The organism is Kribbella sp. CWNU-51 (genome assembly GCF_054073265.1).
The window spans coordinates 98,294-120,608 of sequence record NZ_JBSXMZ010000040.1; the positions used below are offsets into that span (position 1 = coordinate 98,294).

Here is a 22,315-nt window from a genome sequence, read left to right on the forward strand (position 1 = left end):
CCCTCCGCCGGCCCACTCGGCCGCAGGCCGGGCGGCGGCAGATCCGGCGGCCCAGTCGGTGGCCCAGGCTGTGAGGGGTCGGGCGACGCCGCCCCCGGCGGCGGTGCCTGACGCGGCAGGTCAGAAGGCGGCAGGTGAGAAGGCGGCAGATCGGGCGGCGGCTGGTCGGGCGGGGTCATGTCAGGGGGAGGGTTCGGCCGGCGATCGTCCAGAGGACTTGGTCGGACGCTAGGGAGATCGCGGTGTTCAGGCGGCCCATCAGGTCGCGGAAGAGGCGGGTGCCGGGGTCGGCGGGAACCACGCCGGAGCCGATGTCGTTGCTGACAGCAACGACCAGCCGCGGGGTCCGGGTCCAGGCGTCCGCCAGGTCGGCGATGCGTTCCTCGACCAGCCCGGCGCGGCTCAGGTCGGACCAGAGGTCCAGCGCGTCCATCGTGCGCGACAGCCACAGCGTCAGGCAGTCGATCAGCAGCGGTGGTCCGGAGGCGTCGAGCAACGGGACCAGATCGATCGTCTCCGCCAACCCCCAGGTGGCCGGCCGGCGGGCCTGGTGTTTGGCGACCCGCTCGGCCCATTCCGCGTCACCGGAGTCGTCGCCGCCAGTTGCGACGTACAAGACCTTCGGCTCCGAGGCGAGCCGGCGCTCGGCGGCGATCGACTTGCCGGAGCGGGCGCCGCCGAGGATCAGCGTGCGTTGGTCAGGCATCTGTTCTCCCGGGCTCGAAGACGACAGGCGTGTCGAAGGCCGCCTTGCGCGCGGTCCGGCGGAAGGCGGTGAGAACCGGCCGGCCGAGCAGCAACACCAGGACGGCGGACAGCACCCCGCGCGGAATGTCCCACGCCAGCGACGTCGCGACCACGAACAACAGATACCGATGCAGATTCTCGGCCAGCGCGTCACCCGGCACGAACGAGAAGTCGCTGCCGAAGGTCGCGTACGGCCAGAACCACAGGTTCATCACCACGCCGTACATCACCCCGGACACCAGCGAGTACGCCGCCAGCAGCAACAACTCCAACCGCCCGCCCACTCGAGGCAGCAGCCCCGCCAGGCACCCCACCCACGCACAGGCGAACATCTGGAACGGCATCCACGGCCCGACCCCACCAGTGATGAGCGCGCCGCCGAGCAGTGACACAGCCCCCAGCACGAACCCGAACCCGGCCCCGAACGCCCGCCCCGCCAGCACGAGCAGGAAGAACCCAGGCTCCAGCCCGGCTGTCCCTGGACCGAGTGCCCGTAACGCCGTACCGACGGCCGCCAGCATGCCGAGCAGCGAGATCACCTTCGCGTCGATCCCCGCCTCGGACAACTCCGCGAGTACGACGGCCACCAGCAGCGGCAGCAGCAGGACGAAGAGCCAGGGCGCGTCCGTGGTGTGTCCGATCGCGGACGCACCCCCCTGGTCGGTGTGGAGGAACAGCGGCCAGGCGAACGCCAGCAGCCCGACCAGGGACGCAACCACGAGCATGGTCGTGCTCCGGGGCTTGAGGCGGACCAGGCGAAGCGAAGAGACGCGCCGACCGCGCAGCTTGAGCCAGGCCGTCGTCATGACGCCCGTTCCAATGCAGTAGCGACTTCTCCGACGGTCAGGAACGGCAACGGGGCAAAGATCTTCGCCACCTGTGGCGCGAACGACGGAGACCCCGCCATGACCTCGGCTGTATCGCCATCACTGACCAATTCGCCCTCTGCGAGCACCAGCACCCGGGTAGCGACCTCAGCCACCATCTCCACGTCATGCGTCGACAGCACGACCGCATGCCCGGCAGCAGCCAGCTCACGCAGAATCGCCACCAGTCGACGCTTGGCGCCGTAGTCCAGACCCCGCGTCGGCTCGTCGAGCAGCAGGAGCGGCGGAGCACCACACAGTACGACGGCCAGCGCCAGACATAGCCGTTGTCCTTCGGACAGGTCCCGCGGATGCATCGCCTGGTCGATATCCGGAGCGAGCCGATTCAATAGCGCACGGCAACTACCCGCCGGCACACCGAAGTCGGAGTCGGCGCCCGCACACTCCTCCGCGACCGTGGCGGCGTACAGCAGGTCGGCAGGCTCCTGCGGGACCAGTCCGACCGCCTTGACCAGCTCGGAAGGCTTGGTACGACGCGGGTCCGCGCCGGCCGCTGCCGCCGTACCGGATCGCGCCGGCAGGATCCCCACCAGGGCGTTGAGCAGTGTGGACTTACCAGCGCCGTTGCGGCCCATCAGTGCGACGATTTCACCGGCCTTGATACTCAGTGACACGCCCCGCAAGGCCATGACGTTGCCGTAGCCAACCACCAGGTCGGTGCACCGAGCGAGCTCGGCACCCTGGGCAGCCGCCGACCTCTGCGGCACGATGGAGTCCAAACGGCCTCGCAACGCGACAGCGGCCCGCCGGGCGTCGCGGACAGACAGGGGGAGTGGCGACCAGCCGGCCAGGCGTCCCAGCTCCACCACAGGCGGTGCGACCGGAGCGGTCACCATGCGCTCAGCCGGTAGCCCAGTGGACACAGCGGCTGCACCACCGGGTACTTCGATCACCCGGTCGGCGTACTGGATCACGCGCTCGAGCCGATGCTCGGCCATGATCACAGTCACGCTCAGGTCGTGCACGAGGCGCTGCAGTGCGGCCAGCACTTCCTCAGCCGCCTGCGGATCCAGCGCGGACGTTGGCTCGTCCAGCACGAGCACAGCCGGGTGAGAGGTCAGTGCGGCGCCGATAGCGGTCCGCTGCCGCTGCCCGCCCGACAGTGCCGTCAACGCCCGATCCCGTACGTCGGCCAGCCCCAGCAGATCCAGAGTCTCCTCAACCCGTCGGCGCATCACGTCCGGCGCGACCCCGAGCGACTCCATGCTGTAAGCGAGCTCGTCCTCGACCGTGTCGGTCACGAACCCAGCCATCGGGTCCTGCCCGACCATGCCGACCACGTCGGCCAGGTCGCGCGGCCGGTACTCGCTGGTGTCCCGTCCGTTGACGAGCACCCGCCCGGCCAGCGTGCCGCCGGTGAAGTGCGGCACCAGTCCGTTGATTGCTCGCAGCAACGTGGACTTGCCGGATCCGGTCCGCCCGATCACCAGCGCCAGCTCGCCCTCGGGCACGGTGAAGCTCACGTCCCGCAGCGCCGGCTCCGCGGCCCCGTCGTACGTCACTGTCACCCGGTCGAACTCGATCATGCGACCGCCCGCCTGACCTGTGGAGGCGCGACCACCGCTGGAGCCAGTCCGATCAGTACGCCGGCAACGGGCACCAGCGGAACGGGTGGAACGACCAACGGGCCGGCCAGCAGCAGTCCGGGGACACCACGTGCCGCAGCGGTGACCATAGCCCCGGCAGCGATCGCACCGGACGCCACGACCAGCCACTCGGGCAGCGCCCACGGATCCGGCCGGTATCGAGTCCGAGTGACCCGCTGACGCCCAACGGCCATCGCTCCGAGCGCCAGCAGCAGTCCGATCGCCAGTGCGGACGCCGCGAGCGGAAACGCCATGGAGTCGGTCAGCAACGCGTAGACGCCGAGCAGGATGCCCAGCAACCCCAGCAGGACGCAGAGGGCGGTGAGACGACGCTGCGCTTGCGGGACGTGCGCCGTACGTCCGTAGCCGCGCGAGTCCATCGCGGCGGCGAGTTCGACCGACCTGTCCAGAGCACCCTCCAGCACGGGCATGGCCGTCGTCCGGAAGGAGCCGCGGGTGCGGCCGCGCAGACGGCGGGCGGCGCGGATGCGACGGGCGTCCGTCACCAGCTGCGGCGCGAACGTCAGCGCCACCACACAGGCCACACCCATCTCGTAGAGGGCCCCGGGCAACGACTTGAGCAGCCGCCGGGGACTGGCCAGTGCGTTGGCGGCACCGACGCAGCAGAGCATCACGGCGAGCTGACCACCGTCGTACAGCGCGGTGAGCAACGCCTCCAGGGTGACCTCGCCGCCGAGCTTCACCCCGTTTGCCCAGTCAGGCAAGGGGATCTGCGGCAGGGTGAACAGAACAGTGTTCCCCTGCGAGCGGGTGGAGAGCAGCGCCTGCAACACCACCCGGAGGCCGATGACCACCAGACCGAGCTTGAGGAACGCGGCGTAGCTGTGTGCCCAGGGAGCATCGGTCCGGCGGGCGGCCACCACGAATCCGGTCACTGCGAGGATCAGCGCCAGCAGGACCGGATTCCGCGTCCTGCTGGCGGCCACGGCCATGCCGAGCGCCCACAGCCACCAGGCCCCCGGGTGGAGTGCCCGGGGGTACGTCAGTCGATCGACAGCACGCACTTACTTGGCTGTACGGCGGCGACTGAGGAGCAGGCCACCACCGGCCAGTACGACGACAACCGCGGCGGCGATGATGATCCCGCCCCACGGAGCGCCGTCGCTGTCCGAGGAGGATGCGACCGGCGAGGGGGAGGCCGCAGGTGCGGCACCGACCGCCGCACCGATCTGCAGCGTCACCGGGGTGTCGGTGGCCGGGACCTGGATGTTCTTCACTTGGTCGCCGCAGCCCTTGGCTGGGTAGCCCGCGATCCCGCAGGTCAGGCCCTTCTCGATCCGGACCGGCGCGACCGCGGCCAGGATCTTCGCGCCGGTCGCCTTCACGTCGGTCACCACACACGTCCCGGTGGCCGGACCCGGAGTCTCACCGCTGGCCGCGTCCTCCGGCGTACCCGGGTCGACCACAAGGGCCACCCGCTTCTTGCCGGTCTCGGCCGGCGTCTTGCCGCAGATCGCCTCGAAATCCCCCGCTGCCCGAGGCACCCGGGGCTTCGCGCCGCCGACGGCGAACCGCCAGCCCTCCACCGCCCCGTCGGCCGGGACGACGGCGTCGGAGCCCTTCTGTGAGAAGGCCCATTGGCCGGAAGCCCACTGGTAGTAGCCCCAGAAGCGATAGCCGTCCTCGGCCTGTGCGGTGGTGGCGACGGTCCCCGCCAGCAGGAGACCCGCCAGCAGGGCGAGGACCAGTCGTACGGTCCGGTGTGCAGTCATCTCGTGTCCTCGATCGGGCCGTGGCCCGGTGGAGGAAGTCCCGCCTGCACCGGCAGGGTAGGGGCCCCACCCGCGGACCACGGCGGGTAGCTGAGCCTGCCTGCGGCACAGTGTTCCGGCTCGCCACCTGAGGTGGCCTACGGTTGCGGGTCAGCGCCGGACTTGGACCGGCTTCCCTGTGACGCAGGCGTGTTCGGACCGAAGCCTACTCTGGCGCGGCCAGACTCATCGGGCCGTAGACCTCCCGGCCGTCCTCCAGCAGGTACACCTGGCCGACACCGCGGTCGGCCAGGTCCCGCCAGAGCTCACCCAGCCAGCTCTCCGCGTCACCCTGTGCGGAGAACTCGGCCCCACCGACCTCACCGGGGTCGACCAGGGCGCCGGAAGCGGTCTCGAACCGCCAGCTCCAGCTCACGAGCCGGGCCGGGTCTGCGGCGCGTTCTGCGCGGTCTTGGCCGGGTCGCGCTCGACGATGCCGCCCAGCGTCTCGTCGATCCGCTTCAGCAGGCTCTCCTCGAGCCTCACCCCGGACGCCTTCACGTTCTCGGTCACCTGCTCGGGCCGGGAGGCGCCGATGATCGCCGAGGACACGTTCTGGTTCTGCAGCACCCAGGCGATCGCCAGCTGGGACAGCGACAGACCGGCCTCGTCGGCGACCGGCTTCAGGTCCTGGACCCGGGTGAGCACGTCGTCGGTGAGGAACCGCTTGATGAAGTTCGACCCGGCCGCGTCGGTGGCCCGGGAGCCTTCCGGCGGCTGCTGACCCGGCAGGTACTTGCCGGTCAGCACACCCTGCGCGATCGGCGAGAACACCACCTGGCCGATGCCGAGCTCCTCCGAGGCCGGCACCACCTCGGCCTCGATCACCCGCCAGAGCATGCTGTACTGCGGCTGGTTCGAGACGAACGGGATGCGCAGCTCCCGGGCCAGCCGGTGACCCTCCTGGAGTTGCTCCGCGGTCCACTCGGACACGCCGATGTAGAGCGCCTTGCCGGACCGGACGACGTCGGCGAACGCCTCCATCGTCTCCTCCAGCGGCGTCTCGGTGTCGTACCGGTGCGCCTGGTAGAGGTCGACGTACTCGGTCTTGAGGCGCTTCAGCGAGGCGTTGATCGACTCGTGGATGTGCTTGCGGGACAGGCCGGTGTCGTTCGGTCCGCCGGGGCCGGTCGGCCAGTAGACCTTGGTGAAGATCTCCAGCGACTCGCGCCGCTCACCCTCCAGCGCCTCGCCGAGGACCGACTCGGCCTTGGTGTTGGCGTAGGTGTCGGCGGTGTCGAACGTGGTGATGCCGGCCTCCAGGGCCGCCCGCACACAGGCCTTGGCCTGATCGTTCTCCACCTGGGACCCGTGCGTGAGCCAGTTCCCGTACGAGATCTCGCTGACCTTCAAACCACTGTTGCCGAGATAGCGGAAGTCCATACCCCTGACCCTACCGGCCCGGTCAGCTGGGCTTCTCGCCGCGCTTGACCATCGGCTTGGGCATCCGCCATCGGCGCATCTGCATGGTCCGCCGGACCGCGTAGAACCCCAGGCCCTTGGTGGACTCTTTCGGGAACTTCACCGTGACCGCCTTCCGCAGCCCGGCCGAGAGTAGGAACCAGTCCGCCGCGATCAGCACGATCATCACCAGGAAGAGCAGGTTGACCACGCCGGCCAGCCACGGGAACTGCGCCGAGAACACCACGCCGATCAGTGACACCGCCAGCAGGACCGGCAGCGCGAACTCCATCACCGAGTAGCGGGCGTCCACATAGTCCCGGGCGAACCGCCGGACCGGGCCCTTGTCGGCGGCCGGCAGGTACCGGTCGTCGCCGGTGCGCAGGGCGTCCTGCATCTTGGCCCGCTCGGTGCGGACCTTCTCCCGCCGGTACGCCGACGCCTCCTTGCGGTTGCGCGGCTTCTTCAGCGCCTGCTTGCGGGCCGCCTCCGCCTCCTTGCGGGTCGGGGTGGGGCGTCCCTTCCCACCCGGCTTGCCCTGGGGCTCGGCGGGTACGGTGGTAGCTGTCTCAGACTTGGTACGACGGAACACGGGGTCTGAACCTCATTCGCAGGGCAGGTCGCGACTCGGGGTGGTCCCCGGACCTAGGCACTACTTTATCGGGGCCGGTCCTGATGGTGTGGTGACCCGTGGGGACATAGGGTGGATAAGGCACGCCGGGTCGTCACGCCGGCACAGAAGGGGTACGGATATCGATGAGCATCTTCAAGCGGATGTCGACGATCTTCAAGGCCAAGGCGAACTCCGCCCTGGACAAGGCCGAGGATCCTCGCGAAACCCTTGACTACTCGTACCAGAAGCAGCTGGAGCTGCTGCAGAAGGTACGGCGGGGCGTGGCCGACGTGGCCACCAGCCGCAAGCGGGTCGAGTTGCAGGCGTCCCAGCTGCAGTCCCAGTCGGCGAAGCTGCAGGAGCAGGCCCAGAAGGCGCTCTCGATGGGCCGTGAGGACCTGGCCCGGGAGGCCCTGACCCGCAAGTCCGGGCTGCAGGGCCAGATCGACGATCTGCAGACCCAGCACGCCCAGTTGCAGGGCGAGGAGGAGAAGCTGACGCTCGCCTCCCAGCGGCTGCAGGCCAAGGTCGAGTCGTTCCGGACCCGCAAGGAGACCATCAAGGCCACCTACACCGCGGCCGAGGCGCAGACCCGGATCAACGAGGCCTTCTCCGGCATCTCCGAGGAGATGAGCGACGTCGGCCTGGCGGTCCAGCGGGCCGAGGACAAGACCCAGCAGATGCAGGCCCGGGCCGGCGCGATCGACGAGCTGCTCGCCTCCGGCGCGCTCGACGACGCGAGCGGTACGGTCAAGGACAACATCACCCTGGAGCTGGACCGGATGTCGTCCGGCTCCGACGTGGAGAACGAGCTGGCCGCGATGAAGGCCCAGCTGTCCGGCGGCAGTGCGCCGAAGGAGCTCTCCGGTGAGGCCGATGGCGGCGCGGCGCCGCAGTCCGCCCAGACCCAGCAGCCAGTGCAGCAGCCGGCCGCCGAGCCGGTGCGACCTCAGGACGGAGACGTTCGATGATCGTTCGCATCATGGGTGAGGGTCAGTACCGCCTCGCCGACGAGAAGCTCGACGCGCTGAACCTGGTCGACGGCGACCTGGAGAAGGCGGTCTCCGCCGGCGACGAGGCGGCCTTCCAGACCGCGTTCGCCGCGCTGCTGGAGTTCGTCCGCTCCGGTGCCAGGGTGCCGGACGACGAGCTGCACGACTCCGACGCGATCCTGCCGCCGGGCGACAGCTCGCTGGCCGAGATGCGCGAGCTGATCAGCGGCGACGGCCTGATCGCCGGCTGAGCCGCACCCCCGATCTCCGTCCCGACCCGGCGGCTGATCACCTCTTGTAGTCATCCGAAACCCCCGAGGCCCCGCAGAGCGGTCTCGGGGGTTTCTGCCTGTTGGTTGGGTTGCGCCGGGGTAAACACTCCCTTCTAGTGCTGTTGTACGGGGCATCCTCGTAGTACTGTCTGCTTCACGCCGTTGTGGGGGCGGCGTTCATCGAGGTCCGTGACGGGGTGTGGGTTGGTCACGGGCATCGCTTTTCACCTGTGGGGGGTGACTGTGCGTGACTGAATTTGTCATGTCGGAGGGGTTGGCCGAACCGGCTGAGCTGCGGCCGGCGTCGTCGGGGGAGCGTCGTCGGCCGGTCTGGGTGGTTCCGGACGAGGTGCCGGCGATCGTGCCGCAATCGGCCCGGCTCACCGAGGCACGCTGGGTGGGGAGGTACCGGCGGGCTGCGCTCGCCGCCGACCTGGGTGCCGGCGTGATCGGGGGTTCGCTGGCACTGGTGGCCCGGTTCGGGGCCCAGATCAACGTCGGCTACTTCCTGGTCGGGGCCTTGCTGCCGATCGTCTGGGTGGCCTGTGTGGCGCTGCAGCGGGGTTATGAGACCCGCTACTTCGGCACCGGGCCGGAAGAGTTCCGCTCGATCATCCGCGCCGCGGTGGCGCTGACCGCCGTGGTCGCGATCACGTCGTACGCGACCAAGAGCGAGGTCGCGCGTGGATTCGTCGTCCTGGCGGTGCCGATGACGTGCCTGGCGGCGATGACCGGACGCTGGGTGCTGCACCGCAGCATCTCCTGGCGGCGGTTCGCCGGCCGGTGCATGCGCCGGGTGCTCGTTGTCGGACGCAACGATCAGGTGAGTACGCTGCGGCGGCACCTGGAGGAGCGGCCGGCCGACGGCTACGTCGTGGTGGCGAGCTGCCTGCCGCGCGGCGACGCCTTCGAGGAGCCGGAGCTCGAACTCCTGGGCCGCACCGAGATGGACATCCTGGCCGCGGTCGACAAATACGACGTGGATGTCGTCGCGGTGGCCGCGGATCCGGAGCTGGCCGGCTACACGCTGCGCAAGCTGTCCTGGGCGCTCGAACAGCGCGGGGTCGAACTGATCGTCTCGCCGGGGATCGTCGAGGTCGCCGGTCCGCGGATCTCGATCCGCCCGGTGGCCGGCCTGTCGCTGCTGCACCTGGAGCGGCCGTCGGTCTCCGGCGGGCCGCACCTGCTGAAGAGCATCTTCGACCGGGTGGTCGGCTGCCTGCTGCTGTTGGCGATCGCGCCGATCCTGCTCGTCACCGCGGTCCTGGTCAAGCTGACCAGCCGTGGGCCGGTGCTGTTCCGGCAGACCCGGGTGGGTCGTGGCGGAGAGCAGTTCTCGATGCTGAAGTTCCGCACGATGGTGGCCGACGCGGAGGCCCGCAAGGCCGAGCTGGCCGTGCTGAACGAGGGCAACGGGGTGCTGTTCAAGCTCCGCGACGATCCGCGCGTGACCAAGGTCGGCAAGTATCTGCGCCGGTTCTCGATCGACGAGCTGCCGCAACTGGTGAACGTGCTCCGTGGCGACATGTCACTGGTCGGCCCACGGCCGCCGCTGCCCGCCGAGGTCGCGCTGTACGCGATCGACGACGCGCGCCGGATGCTCGTGAAGCCGGGCCTGACCGGTCTGTGGCAGGTCAGTGGGCGCAGCGACCTGACGTGGGAGGAGTCCATGCGGCTCGACCTGCGCTACGCCGACAACTGGTCGATCGCGCTGGACCTGCTGATCTTGTGGAAGACCGCCCGCGCCGTCCTCGGTAGCGACGGCGCGTACTGACCTCGCTCCGGCCTTCTGCCGGCCGGCGCGACATCCAAGCACCACGTCGGGGGACGACTAACAGCGGTGCATTCCCGAGGGGGGAATTCATGACGCAACACCTCAGTGCCGAATCCGGTACTGATCAGGCAACGACCGAGGACACATCTGTCCGGTCCGAAGCCGCGACCCTGGTGATCCAGGCCGCGTCCGGGGACCAGGGCGCGTGGAGCCGGCTGGTCGATCACTATGCGCGGCTCGTCTGGGCCGTCACCCGCAGCTTCCGGCTCAGCGACAGCGACGCTGCCGACGTGTCGCAGATGGTCTGGCTGCGGTTGCTCGAGCACATTCACCGCGTCGACCCCGAGCGGGTCGGCGCGTGGCTGGTCGTCACGACCCGCCGGGAATGCCTGCGGGTGCTGGCATTCCGCAAGCGTGTCCTGCTCACCTACGAGTCGTCCGCGTTCGAGGGACAGCCGGGCGACCAGCCCGAGCTGGACGCCGAGCTGCTCGCCGGCGAGCGGGCGCACGACGTACGGCGGGCACTGGAAAGCCTGCCGGATCGGTGGCAGCAGCTGCTCGGCATGCTGATGGCCGACCCGCCCGCACCGTACGCGGAGATCTCGGCCACGATCGGTATCCCGATCGGCAGCATCGGCCCGATCCGCGGCCGCTGCCTGGAGAAACTCAGACTGCTGCTTGCCTCCTGAAACAGCATTCTGTGTCCGGTCCGGACCGCCTGATCAGAGCATGATCCAGGCGGTCCGGACCGGTCGTTGTGTGCTGCCCGGCCAGCGGAGCAGGAAGCTGACCAGCCGCGCGGCGGTCGGGCCCTCGGCCTCGCCGCCGCGGGACTCGACCGCGACCGGACCGGACGGGGAGACCCGCAGCTCGATGGTCAGGTCGGCCTGTCCGTGCACGTCGACGTCCAGGGTGATGCCGTGGCCGGCGAACCGCAGCCGCCGGATGTCTTCGGAACCAGGGGCGTCGATGATGCTGTCGAAGATCAGGTCGAGGACGTCGAGATCCCGCTCGTGCCGCCCGAAGGCGGCATAGCCGACCGAGCGGAGCAGTGCGATCTGCTCGCCCGCGGCACGCTCAGGAGGCCCGATCATCGCCGCTCAACGCTCCTCGGTCACCTTGATCACGCTGTCGCCGTCCTGCCCGTACGGCGCTCCCTGCCACGAGGCCCAGTTCACCCGGGTGCCCTGACCGTGCACGATGAAGTTCCACGGCCCGGCGTAGGTGTTGCTGAAGAAACGGTTGCCCTGGTGGTAAGTGATGGCGTCCTGCACGGTGGCCTTCTGGTACGGCGACCAGGTCGGGAACGTACCCCAGTTGGAGAACAACCCGTTGTAGCCACAGCCGCTGCGCGACGCACAGGACGTGCCGATGTTGTCCGGGTCGAGGCTGAACACGTTGTCGTGCACGCGGACGTTCTGGGTCTTCCACCGGCAGTCGCCGAGGTACGGCTGGTTGCGGATGTTGGCCGCGTTGCAGGTCTTGGCGGTGACGACCTTCGGGTTCACCAGCGTGCCCGAACCCGTGCTGGTGTTGGCCGGTGAGCCGGAGAACCGGTCCGCGTTCTCCCAGAGGATCACGCCGGCCCAGTTGTCGGTGAAGACGTTGCCGCTGATATCGAAGGTCTGGTTGAACATGCCGGCCACCCGCTTGTCGGCCCCGGACTCGGAAAGGTACAGCGCCGGGGTCGGGAACCCGCCGTTCTGCGGCCCCTTGCCGAGACCGTTGCGGACGAACGTGTTGCCGCGGATCGAGGCGTTGTAGCTGGTCTCGTAGACGACGCCCTCGGCCAGGTTGCCGGAGATGTAGTTGCCCTCGATGGCGAAGCTGGTGTTGTTGGTGTCCGCCCACAGCCCCGCGCTGTGGTTGTCGTGGATCCAGTTGGACCGCACGATCGCGCCGGTGACCTCCCAGAACTTGCCGCCGCCGGTGCAGCCGCAGCCCGACTTCACGGTCTCCCAGTCGTCGGTGTTGTTCCCGGCGATCTCGTTGTGCTCGACCACGATGCTGGTGACCTTGCCGGGGTTGTACGCGCTGAAGCCGTACTGGCCGTTGTCCTTCAGACAGTTGCCGCGGACAACGTTGTGGTCACCGATCATCACGCCGGCGCCGGCGTTCTCCCGGATCGTGTTGGCCTCGACCGTCCACTTCGCGGCGGCGTCGTGGTTCACGGCGCCTTCGTCGTTGTTCGTCCGGCGCGGTCCGAAGTTCTGGATGGTGAGGTTCTTGATCACCACGTCGGTGGCGTAGCCGGTGAAGGCGTACCGGTTCTGCCGGCCGCCGTCCAGCACGGCCCCGGGTGCACCGATGTAGACGTTCCCCTGCTTGGGGATGACCTGGGAGAACGCGCCCGAGCCCAGCGTGTGCTTGCCGGCCTCCAGGTAGAACGTGGTGCCGGCCGGGCTGGCCTCGGTGACGTCGTGCAGGTTCTGCGTGGCGCTGACGACGACGGCGCCCGCGGGTGCGGTGGCCGGTCCGGACAGTGCCTTGGCGTTCCCGCAGATCCTGGCCGGCGGGGTTTTCGGCGCCACCACGGGCGCCGCGGTGGACGTCGCGGCGGGGCCGGACGACGCCGCCCCCGACGAGGACGGCCGGTTCGCGACATAGACACCGGCGCCGGCGACGACCGCGAGTACGGCCACTCCGGCGGCGATCACCGTCCGCCGGTTGCGGTACCACGCGGTTCCTCGGCCGGAGACCGGCGGGGACGGGTCGCGCTGTTCCATGGCTCTTCCTTCGGGGGGCACGTGCTGTGGGCTAACGAGGCGGTGTCGCTGACCGGTCGATGGCGAACCGGTAGATGTCGAGCAGTTGCTCGATGGCGTGTCCGGGGTCGTGCTTGGCCTCGTACGTCGCCCGCGCGTTGCGGCCGAGGACGTCGTACCGGTCGGGGTCGGTGTCGACATCGAGCAGGAGCTTCCCCAGGTCGTCGGGGCGGCCGGGATCGAACAGCGCGCCGTCGACCCCGTCGGTGACGAGTTCGGGGAAGGAGCCGTGGGCGGACGCCAGCGGCGGTACGCCGACCGCCATCGCCTCGATCACCACCAGCCCGAACGTCTCCTCCCACTCCGACGGCAGGACGACTCCGCGGGACTCGCCGAGCAGCTCGAAGACCTCCGGCTTGCTCAGCAGGCCGCGCAGCTCGACCGACGGCCGCTCGGCCGCCCAGGCGGTCACTTCGTCCAGCATCGGGCCGCCGCCGGCGATGACCAGCCGCAGCGCGTCGTCGCCGGCGATCGCGCGGTACGCGTCCCAGCCTTTCATCAGCAGGGGCGCGCCCTTCGCCGCGTCGAGCCGGCCGACATAGGCGACCTGTCGCTGCTTGCGTCCGTCGCCCGGGATGCCGACCGGGCCGTCGTACGGCACGTAGTTGTAGCGGACGAAGCTGCGGTCCGGGTCGAAGCGCAGTCCGGCCAGCAACCTGCGCTGCGACTCGGAGATGAAGACGAACGCCGAGACCAGGTCGCGCCAGCTGCGCCGGTGGCTGCGGGTGTTCAGCACCGTGCTCGCGGTCGCCAGCGTGGACCCGCGGTAGCAGCGGTGCTGAACACCGGGGAGCGGATTGCCGCCCGCACAGTCGTGACAGACGGCGCCGTCGCGGAAGAAGTCGCCGCTGGCACAGAGCAGCTTGTAGTTGTGCAAGGAGATCACGACCGGAACGCCCGCGTCCCGGCAGGCGTAGAGCACGGACGGGCTCATGACCGGGAACGTGTTGTGCACGTGCACCACGTCCGGGCGGAACCGCCGCAGCGTCTCGCCCAGATCGCGTTTCGCGGCCGGGTTCCAGACCACGCGGGCCGGCAAGGTGGCCTTCTTCCAGGCCGGCCAGTCCTCGATCTCGTCGCTGCGGCGCTCGAACAGTTCGACGTCCTGGCCGGCCGCGGCCAGCGCCGCGAGCTCCTGATCGACCACCCGGTTCTCGCCGCTGGGCGCCGTCGAGCGGTACCTGTTGTGCACCAGCAGGATCTTCATCGTGCTCCCTCACGCGGAGTCCACGAGTACACCAGCGACGCGGCCAGTGTCAGCTCGAGAAGGTACGGCGACGCCTCGCTGAGCCCGCTCTCGGTGAACGAGGCGACGACGCAGTAGGCGACCAGGAAGAGCGCCAGCGCGCGGCGCGGGCCCTGGGGCTGGAACCAGGCCGCGATCAGGACGAACAGGACGAGCACGATCGTGATCGCCACGCCGAGCAGGCCGACGTCGTAGTACGTGCCCAGCCAGTTGCTGTCGATCGGCAGGCCGTTGAAGGACTTGTTGGACAACCCGAACCCGAAGAAGGTCTCGAACGTCGAGCGCGGCTGCTCGAGGATCGCGTCCCACACCATTTTGCGGCCGGTCAGGGCGCCGAGTTCGGCGGTATCCTGGCCACGGGCCAGCCAGGTGGTCACCACCGAGCTCAGGGTGAGCGCGCCGACCGAGAACACGACGACGCCGATGGCGAACGCCCGGCGGACCCGCGTGCGCGCGGTGAAGAGGCTCAGCCCGGCGATCACCACACCGGCCAGCATGGCGATCAGCGCCGTCCGGGTATGGGTCAGCAACAGGATCGGCGTCGTCACCAGGACACTGGCGAGTGCCACCGAACGACGCAACAGTCCGGCCATCCACAGCACGGCCGTCAGGCCGATCGCGACCGCGGAGTAGTGGCCGACCTGGGTCGGCGGGATGGGCCACAGGACGCCGCCGAGCCGATTCTCGGTGAGCGCGAGACCGGGTGCGACCAGCAACCCGAGCGCGACCGAGCCGACGATGCACCACAGGACCAGCAGATGGGTGCGCACCAGCAGCAGGTCGCGCCGGGTCCACCACGGAGTGAGCAGCCAGAGCACGAGCACGAACAGGAACAGGCGACTTGTCCGGAACAGCGCGCCGAACAGGAACTCGGCCCGGATGCTCGCCATCAGCGCCTCGGCCGCCAGCAGGCCGGCCAGGAACATGTAGACACTGCGCCGGATCCGCGCCGGCCGGTTCACGGTCAGCACCACCATCAGGGCGACGACCAGCGACGACTGGGCGATCAGCTTGCCGACGGAGCCTGGGATCGGAATGATGTGCGGCGCGCCGGGGAAGAACGTCATCACGTTCAGCACCAGCAGGGCCCAGACCAGCTGCACCCGCCGCCGGCGGCGCCGCTCCGGCGCGACGGGCCGGCGGCCGACCGCGGCACCGAGCTTCGGGCCGGCGACCTCGGTGCTCATCGCTCGAACATCTCGATATCAGCGGTCCTGGTCGAGGACTCCAGCTCCGCGACCCCGACGCCCTCGTCGGTCCGGTCCGCCCGCAGTACGACGGCCGTGTCGATCTGCAGGCCCGCGAGCCGCAGCATCTCGCCGGTCGCCTGGATCTTGGCCGTCGTCGACCGTCCCGCCGTGACCACGACGGCCGCCCGGGACGCCCAGCTGCCCAGATGCTCGGCGCCGAGGGCCGGCGTCAGGGTGGCGAGGGTGAGGACCACGTCGGCGACGTCCCACGCGGCGTCCAGGGCGATGTCGTTCGTACCGCCCGAGCGGTTGTTGTCACCCAGCCGCAGGTAGCAGCCCTCGGCCGGTCCGTCGTCCGGGTTCGGCAGGAAGACGTCGAGCCGCTTGCCCGGCTCGCTGAACTGCGACTCGTGCGTGCCGGGCGTCTTGACGCCGAGCGTCGCGGCGAGCAGACCGGTCCCGGTGAGGTCGGCGGCCAGCACGTGCCTGCCCTCGACGGAGTACGACACGGCCAGCGACGCCACGGCCAGCGCGCACGCCTTGACGTCGTCGACGCTGACCACGGCCAGCGCCGGAGTCGGCCGCTTCGACCAGATGATCCGCTGGTCCAGGTGCTGCACCATCAGCTTGATCTCGGGGTTCTGCTGCTGCGAGGCGCGCAGCCGCTTCGGGAACGGCCACAGGCGCCAGCGCGGCGGGCGGCCGGTGCTGAGCCGGACCCGGGCCCCGAGCGAGCGGGCGATGTCCTGCCGTTTCCACGCGCGGTCGGACACGAGCGCGCGAACCACCACGAAGCCCAGCCCGACGAAGAGACCTGCGATCAGGCCGGTCATGGCCTTGATGGCCAGCGTCCGCTTCGCAGACACCAGGACCGGCGCCGCGTCGTCGAGCATCCGGCTGCTGTTCATCTTGGAGGCCGCGACCTGCTCGTCGAGCAGCTGCTGCCGGACGTACGTCGCCTTGTCCCGGGCGGCGCCGAGCCTGATCATCTCCGGGGTCTGCGGCTGGTCCGGACTGTTCGGTTTGCCACCCGCCGCCACCACAGCCTGTTCCGCTGTGGTCTCCTCGTTCTGGGCGGTGACATAGTCGCGGCTGAGTGGCGCCCCCTGGAGCGCGATCTGCTCCTTGCGGAAGATCAGGTACGTCTGCGCCAGGACCGTGGCCAACTTGGTGGCATCCTCGCTGGTCTTCGCGCTGACCTTGATCTCCAGGACCCGGTCGGTGAGTGGCGCGACCGTGTACTCCTTGAGCAGGTCGTCCGGTGTTTCCGGCAGCTTCATCCGTGTGATCACCCGCTCCGCCACGGTGCGGGTGGTGGCCAGGCTGGCGTCGGTGGCCATCGCCTTGGTCGGGTCCTCACCGTCGCGGTGGGTCAGCAGCAGCCGAGCAGCCGAGACGCTGGCCGTCGGCAGGGCGACGGCCGTCGTGATCCCGCCGGCCAGACCGATGATCGCCAGGACCAGCCAGATCCGCATGTGCCGGCGGATGGCATCGCGGAGGAACCGGTAGGTGACCAGGGCGTCCGGCGGAAACGAGGTCGTCGTCTCGTTGGCGAACAGGCCGTCGTCGTCGTCGAACCAGGTGGTCGAGCCGGCCGGGGGATCGGAGTACGGTTGGTTGCTCATCGCGGCCGCCTCGCAGATCCGGTCAGCAGCGTGGGCAGTCGGGAGCCCGCGCGCCGCTGTGCCTGCGAGACCCGGCCGATCGTCCGGTCGGACGGATCGGGATCGGTGACGACCAGGCCGTCGATGGTGCGGTCGTCGGCGGCCGCGGCCACGGCGAGCCGGGCCAGCTCCTCGGCCGTCACGGTGCCGGCCGACAGGGCGACGATCGTACTGGTGGTGGGTTCCGCGCCGTCCAGGTGCGGGGCGTCCTTGTCGACCACGACCAGATGGATGTCCAGGGCAACGGATCCGGACGGTCGCTCCTGGTGGTTGTCGAGCACGATCGACGTAGTGATCCCGATCGAGTTGGCGAAAGCGGCGAGCTGCGGACCGAGTGGACGGGCCTTGTCGTCCTCGGTGAACGAGATGACCGTCAGCGAGGCCGGCGGCCCACCCTTCACGTCCAGGCCCAGGTTGTGCAACGTCTTGCGCAGACTCCAGGCGTCGACGGCGGTCGGGGAGTAGTGCTCGAACAGATAGGCCCAGTCCGACACGTCCGTGGCCCGGTACGACGAGACCGAGGCCAGCACGGGCAGCCCGACCGCGTCGGCGACCTCGTCGCGCAGCCGGAGCCGGCGGTCACCGCGGGCCCTGGCCAGCACAGCGATCGAGCCGGCCGCGGCACCCAGCAGCGCGCCGAGCAGGCCGAAGATGCCGAGATGGACGAACATGTTCCCGCCACGGGCGGTGGTCGCTTCCTCCAGCATCCGGGCTCCCGTTTTCTTCCCGAGGTCACCGGGCAGGTTCTGGTCCGTAGTGACGAACACCAGGTAGATCTGGGCGACCGCGTTGGACAGCCGCATCGCCTGCTGCGCCGAGGTTCCCTTGGCATCGATCCTGATCACGTCCGTCGTGACCGCGGTGACATTGACCCGGTCGCGGACGGTCTTCATGCCCAGCGCCGGCGAGAGGTTCTGGCCGGCGCTCCGCAGCACCGGCTCGCTCTCGGCGATGTAGACCTGGGTCGCGATGCTCTGCGTGCCGGCTTCCTTCTCCGCGTCGGTCGCCGGTGGTGGTGGCAGGACCACCAGCGACGTCGCCGTGTGCAGCGGCGGTTCCAGGACGCCGTAGGCGACCCCACCGAGCAGGCCGACAGCGGCCACCGCGGCGACCACCAGTCGGTGGCGGCGGATGGCCTGCCAGGATTTCTTGACGTCGAGCTGCTGTGTGCTCACAGTCCCCTCCAGTCGAACGTCACTGTGACTTCGGAGTAATAGAGGGCGGTGATCCGCGCCTGATACAGCGCGGGGGCGGTGGAGTCCGGTCAGGACCGGAATCGGAAGGTGCTGGTCGCCGGGGCGTCCGCAGCGAGGGTGCCCGAGCCCACCAGAGTGGTGATCGGGACCTTGTGGCCGAATCGCGGGGAGTACCAGCCCAGCAACGGATCGTCGCCGCCGCGGTGCGCGGTCCAGCTCAGTCCAGCCGGCAACTCGACGATCGCCGAACCCGTGGGCCACTCCAGCCGGCCGATGGGTCCGTCCAGCTCGACGGATACCTCCGGACCGAGGTGCCACGCCATCCGTACGTCGGACGCCGCATCCAGGTAATCCTCGACGCGCAGCACGCCATGATCCAGTACGGCGGTCCGCCGGTGAGTGACCGGTGATTCGCCGGCTCGGTAGCCGTCGTGATCGGCGTCCCAGGTGACCACGTCGCCCTCGACGGCGTACCGGCGTACCCGGCCTGTTGCCCCGCGTAGCCAGAGGAACGGGCCACCCCAGGTGGACTGCTCGGTGCCGGCGACCTCGACGGTGTTGTGGGCGATGGTCGAGCGGAAGTAGTTCCGCCAGGCTTCCTCGCCGTGGTAGCAGTAGGTGCCAGGGTCGGCCAGGATGTCGACGCCGCCGACCCGGACCTCAAGGGACAGCGCGTCGCAGTGCGCGTGGGCGGCGATGGACAGGAAGCCGTGCGGGCCTGCGTCGGCGCGGCACCAGATCTCCGGGCCGGCTCCGTCGACACCGGTGCGGCCGCGCAGGATCGTCAGTCCGGCGTCCCCGAAGTGTGTCGGCCGCTCGGCCGGACGATCGGATTGCTTGCCGTTGACCAAGGAGCCGACGATGACCGCGGTCGCCGTGACCGGAGTCTTCGGCCACCAGGGTGCTCGGCCGACGACGGCGCCGCCGAGCGACAGGAACGCCGACCAGTGGTGGACATCCGGTGGATCGAGGACGAGCACCATGCCCTCGTCGTCATCGCCCTGCCGAGGTGGTCGCAGGGTGTCGTCGACGATCGCCGCGGCGACGTCCACGGTGCGCGTGAGCAGAGCCCAGGTGCGAGGGCTGAGCGGATGACCGGCCGTGTCCGCCTCGAGAGCGGCGTACAGGCCGAGCTCGGAGACGAAGCGGTGGTAGTCGGTCGCGAGCTCGCGGTTCACACCGGACGGGAACGTGTTGGCGTCGAGTTCCTTCTCCAGCAGGGCCGCCGCGTCGGCCCGCCAGCGCGCGCTCTTGCTGAACCAGGGGAACGCGCAGGCGCCGACGAGCTGCCCGGCGGCCTCGGCGATCACGTGGTTGTTCGCCGACGAGCCACGGCTCTCGAACGCGGCGAGGTAGCGCTGGTGCCAGTAGATCTGCCGGAGGGCGAGTTCGTTGTGCTCGAACAGGTCGGTGACCTCGGGCCAGTCGTTCAGCAGCCGGCGGATCCAGGTCCAGCTGATGAGCCGGAGGCCGATCTCGATCCCGCTGGCCCAATGGACTCCGGACAGGAACGGGTTCGACCTCCACCAGTCGTTCAGATGGTCGGCAACGCGTTCGGCGTACGCGTCGTCGTGGGTCAGGTACCAGGCCGCGGCGAGCTGGGTGAGGTGGTGGTGGCGGGACAACTCCCAGACCTGTTTGATGTTCCCGACCACCTCCTCGTTGCGGTGGTTGAGCTTGAACACGTACTGCGCCGGGTCCGATCGCCGGCCCGTGGTCGGGTCGCGGAACCAGTCCGGCGAGCGCAGGTCGGTCCGGTCGGCGCCGAGCACCTCGAGCTTGCCGGCCATGATCGCGTCGGCGGTCGCGATCACTGCCTTGCGGGCCTCCTCCGGTACGGCGCACGCGGTGTGCGGCGGGAGCGTCGTACCGAAGGTCAGCTCCTTGCGCAGCGGGAGGTGAACCTCCGTGTCCTGCCCGGGCCGGACCTGTTGGTAGGCCCAGGCAGTACGGCGTGCGTGGTCGCGGGTGCGCCAGATCAGCTCGGTGGCGGACATCCGGCGCAGGCGGCGGACGTACCAGCTCAGGGGCTGACGGCTCATTGGGTCCCTTGAATGGGCTCCGGGCGGCCGCTCGCGAGGCTGCGGTCGACCGCGATGGTCGCGCGGGTGGTGGCGATCAGCGAGTCGAACGAGATCGGCATCGGGCCGCCGGACCTGACCGCCGCGACGAAGTGTTCGAGCTCGATCCGCTGACCCTTGTCGGTGCCGCGGGCCTTGCGGACGGCCGGCTTGCGGCCGGCCCACACCGAGGCGCTCTGGAAGTTGTCCAGCCGGCCGTTGCGGCCGCCGCCGGTGATATCCAGCGTCTCCTTCGGGAAGCGCGCGTTGCCGCCGCCGACGTAGCTGATCGTGCCGACCGAGCCGTTCGCGAACCGCAGCGTGACGACGACGTCGCCGGCGTCGGGACCGGGTACGGCGAACACCTCGGTCGGCGGGCTGTTGAGCCACCAGCTGAGGGTGTCGATGAAGTGGCCGCCCTCACCGCCGAAGCGGCTGCCTTCCTTGTCCTGGTCGAGGTACCAGCTGGACGGGTCGAGCCGGCCCGCGTTCACCAGGTAGCGCAGCGAGGAGTTGCCGCCGGGGGTGCCGAAGCGGTCCCGCAGGTCGGTCAGCAGCGGGGCGAACCGCCGGTTGAACCCGACCATCAGCCGGTCGTTGCCGGTGGCATCAACCGTGGCGACGATCCGGTCCACCTCCTCGGTGGTCAGGGCCAGCGGCTTCTCGACGAAGACGGCCTTGCCACTCTCCAGCGCCCGGCAGGCGAGGTCGGCGTGACTGCTGTGCCGGGTCACCACGAACACCGCGTCCAGGCTCCGGTCCGTCAGCACCGCATCCGCATCGGTCGAGATCGTCTCGAACCCGAACCTCCGTTGCGCGTTGGCCGCCGACAACGACTTGTTCGTCGCCACATGAGCCAGCACCGCATCCTCATCCTTCTGCAGGTGCGGCAACAACATGCTCGACGCGTAGTTCCCCGCGCCGATGAATCCGAGTCGGACGGAGCCGGTGGTCGGAGCGGACGGTCGCGAAGCCCGCGTCGTCTGCGGCGCGGCCTCCTGCTGGGGAACATCCGGGTACTCGAAGAGGAAGCCGACTCCGGGGAGGGAGCCTGAGCTGAGTTGCTGGTAGACCTCGGTCGCGTCGGCGATCGGGAACACGCTGGCCACCAGGGACCCGACGTCGATCTGTTCGCGGGCGATCAGGTCGATGAAGCATTCCAGGTTGCGGCGTTCGGTCCAGCGAACGTAGCCGGCCGGGTAGTCGATGCCCTGGAGCTCGTAGCGGTCGTCGTACCGGCCGGGACCGTAGGACCGCGAGAAGCGGACGTCGAGTTCCTTGTCGTAGTACGCGTTCCACGGCAGGTCGAGCTTGGTCTTGCCGATGTCGACCACGCGGGCGCGGTCGCGGGCCAGCCGGGCGGCTGTCTCGACCGGGCCGTTCGAGTGACCGCCGGCGGCCAGCAGGATGCGGTCCGCGCCGAGGCCGTTCGAGGCCTCCAGCAAGGCCCGTTCGAGCGTCGCGATCCCGGCCTCGTCCGCGTTCGAGCAGTGCAACGCGCCGGCCTTCTCCGCCATCCGGCAGCGGTCCTCGACCGTGTCGATGCCGAAGACGCGTACGCCGGCCGCGACCAGCAACCGCACCACGAGCTGACCGACCAGGCCGAGCCCGATCACGACCGCGGTCTCGCCGAGCTGCACCTCCGCCTGCCGCACGCCCTGCATCGCGATCGCACCGACCGTCGAGAACGCGGCCTGCTCCGGCGGCACCCCGTCCGGCACCGGCACGCACAGGTTGACCGGCACCCAGTTGTACTCCGCGTGCAGCGCGAACTCGTTGCCCGCGGCAGCGACCAGCTGCCCGACGCTGAACTCTTCGGCACCGGCTCCGACCTCGACGACCACGCCACACAGCGAGTAGCCCAGCGGCGTGTAGGAGTCGAGCTTGTTCATCACCTTCTTGTAGGTGTTGACCGCGCCCTGCTGGGCGACCGAGTCGAGCACCTTCCGCACCTGGTCCGGCCGAGCTTTCGCCTTGCCGACCAGCGACAGCTTCGCCTCGCCGACCTTCATCAGCTCGGTGCCGGTCGAGATCAACGAGTACAGCGAACGGATCAGCACGCCACCGGGCGCACAGGTGGGCGGAGGCACGTCCAGGACCGCCAGCTCACCGGACTTGTAGTTCTGTGCAACCTGCTTCATGTCGGTCCT

20 protein-coding genes and 1 riboswitch are annotated in these 22,315 nt (G+C 69.6%); of the genes, 4 read left to right on the forward strand and 16 right to left on the reverse strand.

Annotated features, from left to right (window positions below; genetic code table 11):
* Positions 1–175 precede the first annotated feature (175 nt).
* From ACXC9Q_RS32955 to ACXC9Q_RS32990, 8 genes are all read right to left on the reverse strand, one after another.
* Entirely contained in the window at positions 176–706 is a 531-nt protein-coding gene (locus ACXC9Q_RS32955) for a bifunctional adenosylcobinamide kinase/adenosylcobinamide-phosphate guanylyltransferase (protein WP_457060565.1), read from the reverse strand.
* On the reverse strand, positions 699–1,553 hold the full coding sequence (locus tag ACXC9Q_RS32960; RefSeq protein ID WP_457060566.1) for an ECF transporter S component: 855 nt from the start codon (positions 1,551–1,553) through the stop codon (positions 699–701). The genes ACXC9Q_RS32955 and ACXC9Q_RS32960 overlap by 8 nt, the downstream gene beginning before the upstream one ends.
* Positions 1,550–3,160, reverse strand: a complete 1,611-nt coding sequence (locus ACXC9Q_RS32965; protein ID WP_457060567.1) for an ABC transporter ATP-binding protein — start codon at positions 3,158–3,160, stop codon at positions 1,550–1,552. Before ACXC9Q_RS32965 ends, ACXC9Q_RS32960 begins: the two co-directional genes overlap by 4 nt.
* The gene (locus ACXC9Q_RS32970) at positions 3,157–4,245 is read right to left on the reverse strand and encodes a CbiQ family ECF transporter T component (RefSeq protein WP_457060568.1); all 1,089 of its coding nucleotides are present in this window, start codon (positions 4,243–4,245) and stop codon (positions 3,157–3,159) included. The genes ACXC9Q_RS32965 and ACXC9Q_RS32970 overlap by 4 nt, the downstream gene beginning before the upstream one ends.
* Positions 4,246–4,953, reverse strand: coding sequence for an SCO2322 family protein (locus tag ACXC9Q_RS32975; protein WP_457060569.1), 708 nt, complete (start codon positions 4,951–4,953; stop codon positions 4,246–4,248).
* A gap of 86 nt (positions 4,954–5,039) precedes the next feature.
* Positions 5,040–5,171: riboswitch (cobalamin riboswitch) on the reverse strand.
* Positions 5,159–5,368 carry a hypothetical protein gene (locus ACXC9Q_RS32980; protein ID WP_328521993.1) on the reverse strand — a complete coding sequence of 70 codons (210 nt, stop codon included), beginning with the start codon at positions 5,366–5,368 and terminating at the stop codon, positions 5,159–5,161. Its footprint overlaps the riboswitch before it by 13 nt.
* A complete protein-coding gene (locus ACXC9Q_RS32985; protein WP_457060570.1) occupies positions 5,365–6,375 on the reverse strand; it encodes an aldo/keto reductase family protein in 1,011 nt (336 codons plus the stop codon). The genes ACXC9Q_RS32980 and ACXC9Q_RS32985 overlap by 4 nt, the downstream gene beginning before the upstream one ends.
* 22 nt (positions 6,376–6,397) lie before the next feature.
* Entirely contained in the window at positions 6,398–6,985 is a 588-nt protein-coding gene (locus ACXC9Q_RS32990) for a DUF3043 domain-containing protein (RefSeq protein ID WP_457060571.1), read from the reverse strand.
* A gap of 164 nt (positions 6,986–7,149) precedes the next feature.
* On the opposite strand from ACXC9Q_RS32990, the gene ACXC9Q_RS32995 reads away from it, so the two are divergent.
* The 4 genes from ACXC9Q_RS32995 (at position 7,150) to ACXC9Q_RS33010 (ending at position 10,733) form a co-directional block, all read left to right on the forward strand.
* Complete coding sequence (locus tag ACXC9Q_RS32995) at positions 7,150–7,977, forward strand: PspA/IM30 family protein (RefSeq protein ID WP_457060572.1); 828 nt, start codon at positions 7,150–7,152, stop codon at positions 7,975–7,977.
* Positions 7,974–8,249 carry a PspA-associated protein PspAA gene (gene pspAA, locus ACXC9Q_RS33000; RefSeq protein ID WP_457060573.1) on the forward strand — a complete coding sequence of 92 codons (276 nt, stop codon included), beginning with the start codon at positions 7,974–7,976 and terminating at the stop codon, positions 8,247–8,249. Before ACXC9Q_RS32995 ends, pspAA begins: the two co-directional genes overlap by 4 nt.
* 268 nt (positions 8,250–8,517) lie before the next feature.
* Positions 8,518–10,044 carry a sugar transferase gene (locus tag ACXC9Q_RS33005; protein ID WP_457060574.1) on the forward strand — a complete coding sequence of 509 codons (1,527 nt, stop codon included), beginning with the start codon at positions 8,518–8,520 and terminating at the stop codon, positions 10,042–10,044.
* 89 nt (positions 10,045–10,133) lie between these two features.
* A complete protein-coding gene (locus tag ACXC9Q_RS33010) occupies positions 10,134–10,733 on the forward strand; it encodes an RNA polymerase sigma factor (protein ID WP_457060575.1) in 600 nt (199 codons plus the stop codon).
* Between the two features lie 33 nt (positions 10,734–10,766).
* On the opposite strand, the gene ACXC9Q_RS33015 is transcribed toward ACXC9Q_RS33010, so the two are convergent.
* From ACXC9Q_RS33015 to ACXC9Q_RS33050, 8 genes are all read right to left on the reverse strand, one after another.
* Positions 10,767–11,138: a hypothetical protein gene (locus tag ACXC9Q_RS33015; protein ID WP_329475636.1), complete on the reverse strand. Its 372-nt coding sequence runs from the start codon at positions 11,136–11,138 to the stop codon at positions 10,767–10,769.
* 6 nt (positions 11,139–11,144) lie between these two features.
* Complete coding sequence (locus ACXC9Q_RS33020; RefSeq protein WP_457060576.1) at positions 11,145–12,770, reverse strand: right-handed parallel beta-helix repeat-containing protein; 1,626 nt, start codon at positions 12,768–12,770, stop codon at positions 11,145–11,147.
* Between the two features lie 31 nt (positions 12,771–12,801).
* Complete coding sequence (locus ACXC9Q_RS33025) at positions 12,802–14,016, reverse strand: glycosyltransferase (protein WP_457060577.1); 1,215 nt, start codon at positions 14,014–14,016, stop codon at positions 12,802–12,804.
* Complete coding sequence (locus tag ACXC9Q_RS33030) at positions 14,013–15,242, reverse strand: O-antigen ligase family protein (RefSeq protein WP_457060578.1); 1,230 nt, start codon at positions 15,240–15,242, stop codon at positions 14,013–14,015. The genes ACXC9Q_RS33025 and ACXC9Q_RS33030 overlap by 4 nt, the downstream gene beginning before the upstream one ends.
* Positions 15,239–16,870: a hypothetical protein gene (locus ACXC9Q_RS33035; RefSeq protein WP_457060579.1), complete on the reverse strand. Its 1,632-nt coding sequence runs from the start codon at positions 16,868–16,870 to the stop codon at positions 15,239–15,241. Before ACXC9Q_RS33035 ends, ACXC9Q_RS33030 begins: the two co-directional genes overlap by 4 nt.
* Entirely contained in the window at positions 16,867–18,084 is a 1,218-nt protein-coding gene (locus ACXC9Q_RS33040) for a Wzz/FepE/Etk N-terminal domain-containing protein (protein WP_457060580.1), read from the reverse strand. The genes ACXC9Q_RS33035 and ACXC9Q_RS33040 overlap by 4 nt, the downstream gene beginning before the upstream one ends.
* Positions 18,085–18,173: 89 nt before the next feature.
* Positions 18,174–20,147 carry an alginate lyase family protein gene (locus ACXC9Q_RS33045; RefSeq protein WP_457060581.1) on the reverse strand — a complete coding sequence of 658 codons (1,974 nt, stop codon included), beginning with the start codon at positions 20,145–20,147 and terminating at the stop codon, positions 18,174–18,176.
* Complete coding sequence (locus tag ACXC9Q_RS33050; protein WP_457060582.1) at positions 20,144–22,306, reverse strand: bi-domain-containing oxidoreductase; 2,163 nt, start codon at positions 22,304–22,306, stop codon at positions 20,144–20,146. The genes ACXC9Q_RS33045 and ACXC9Q_RS33050 overlap by 4 nt, the downstream gene beginning before the upstream one ends.
* Between the last annotated feature and the right edge of the window lie 9 nt (positions 22,307–22,315).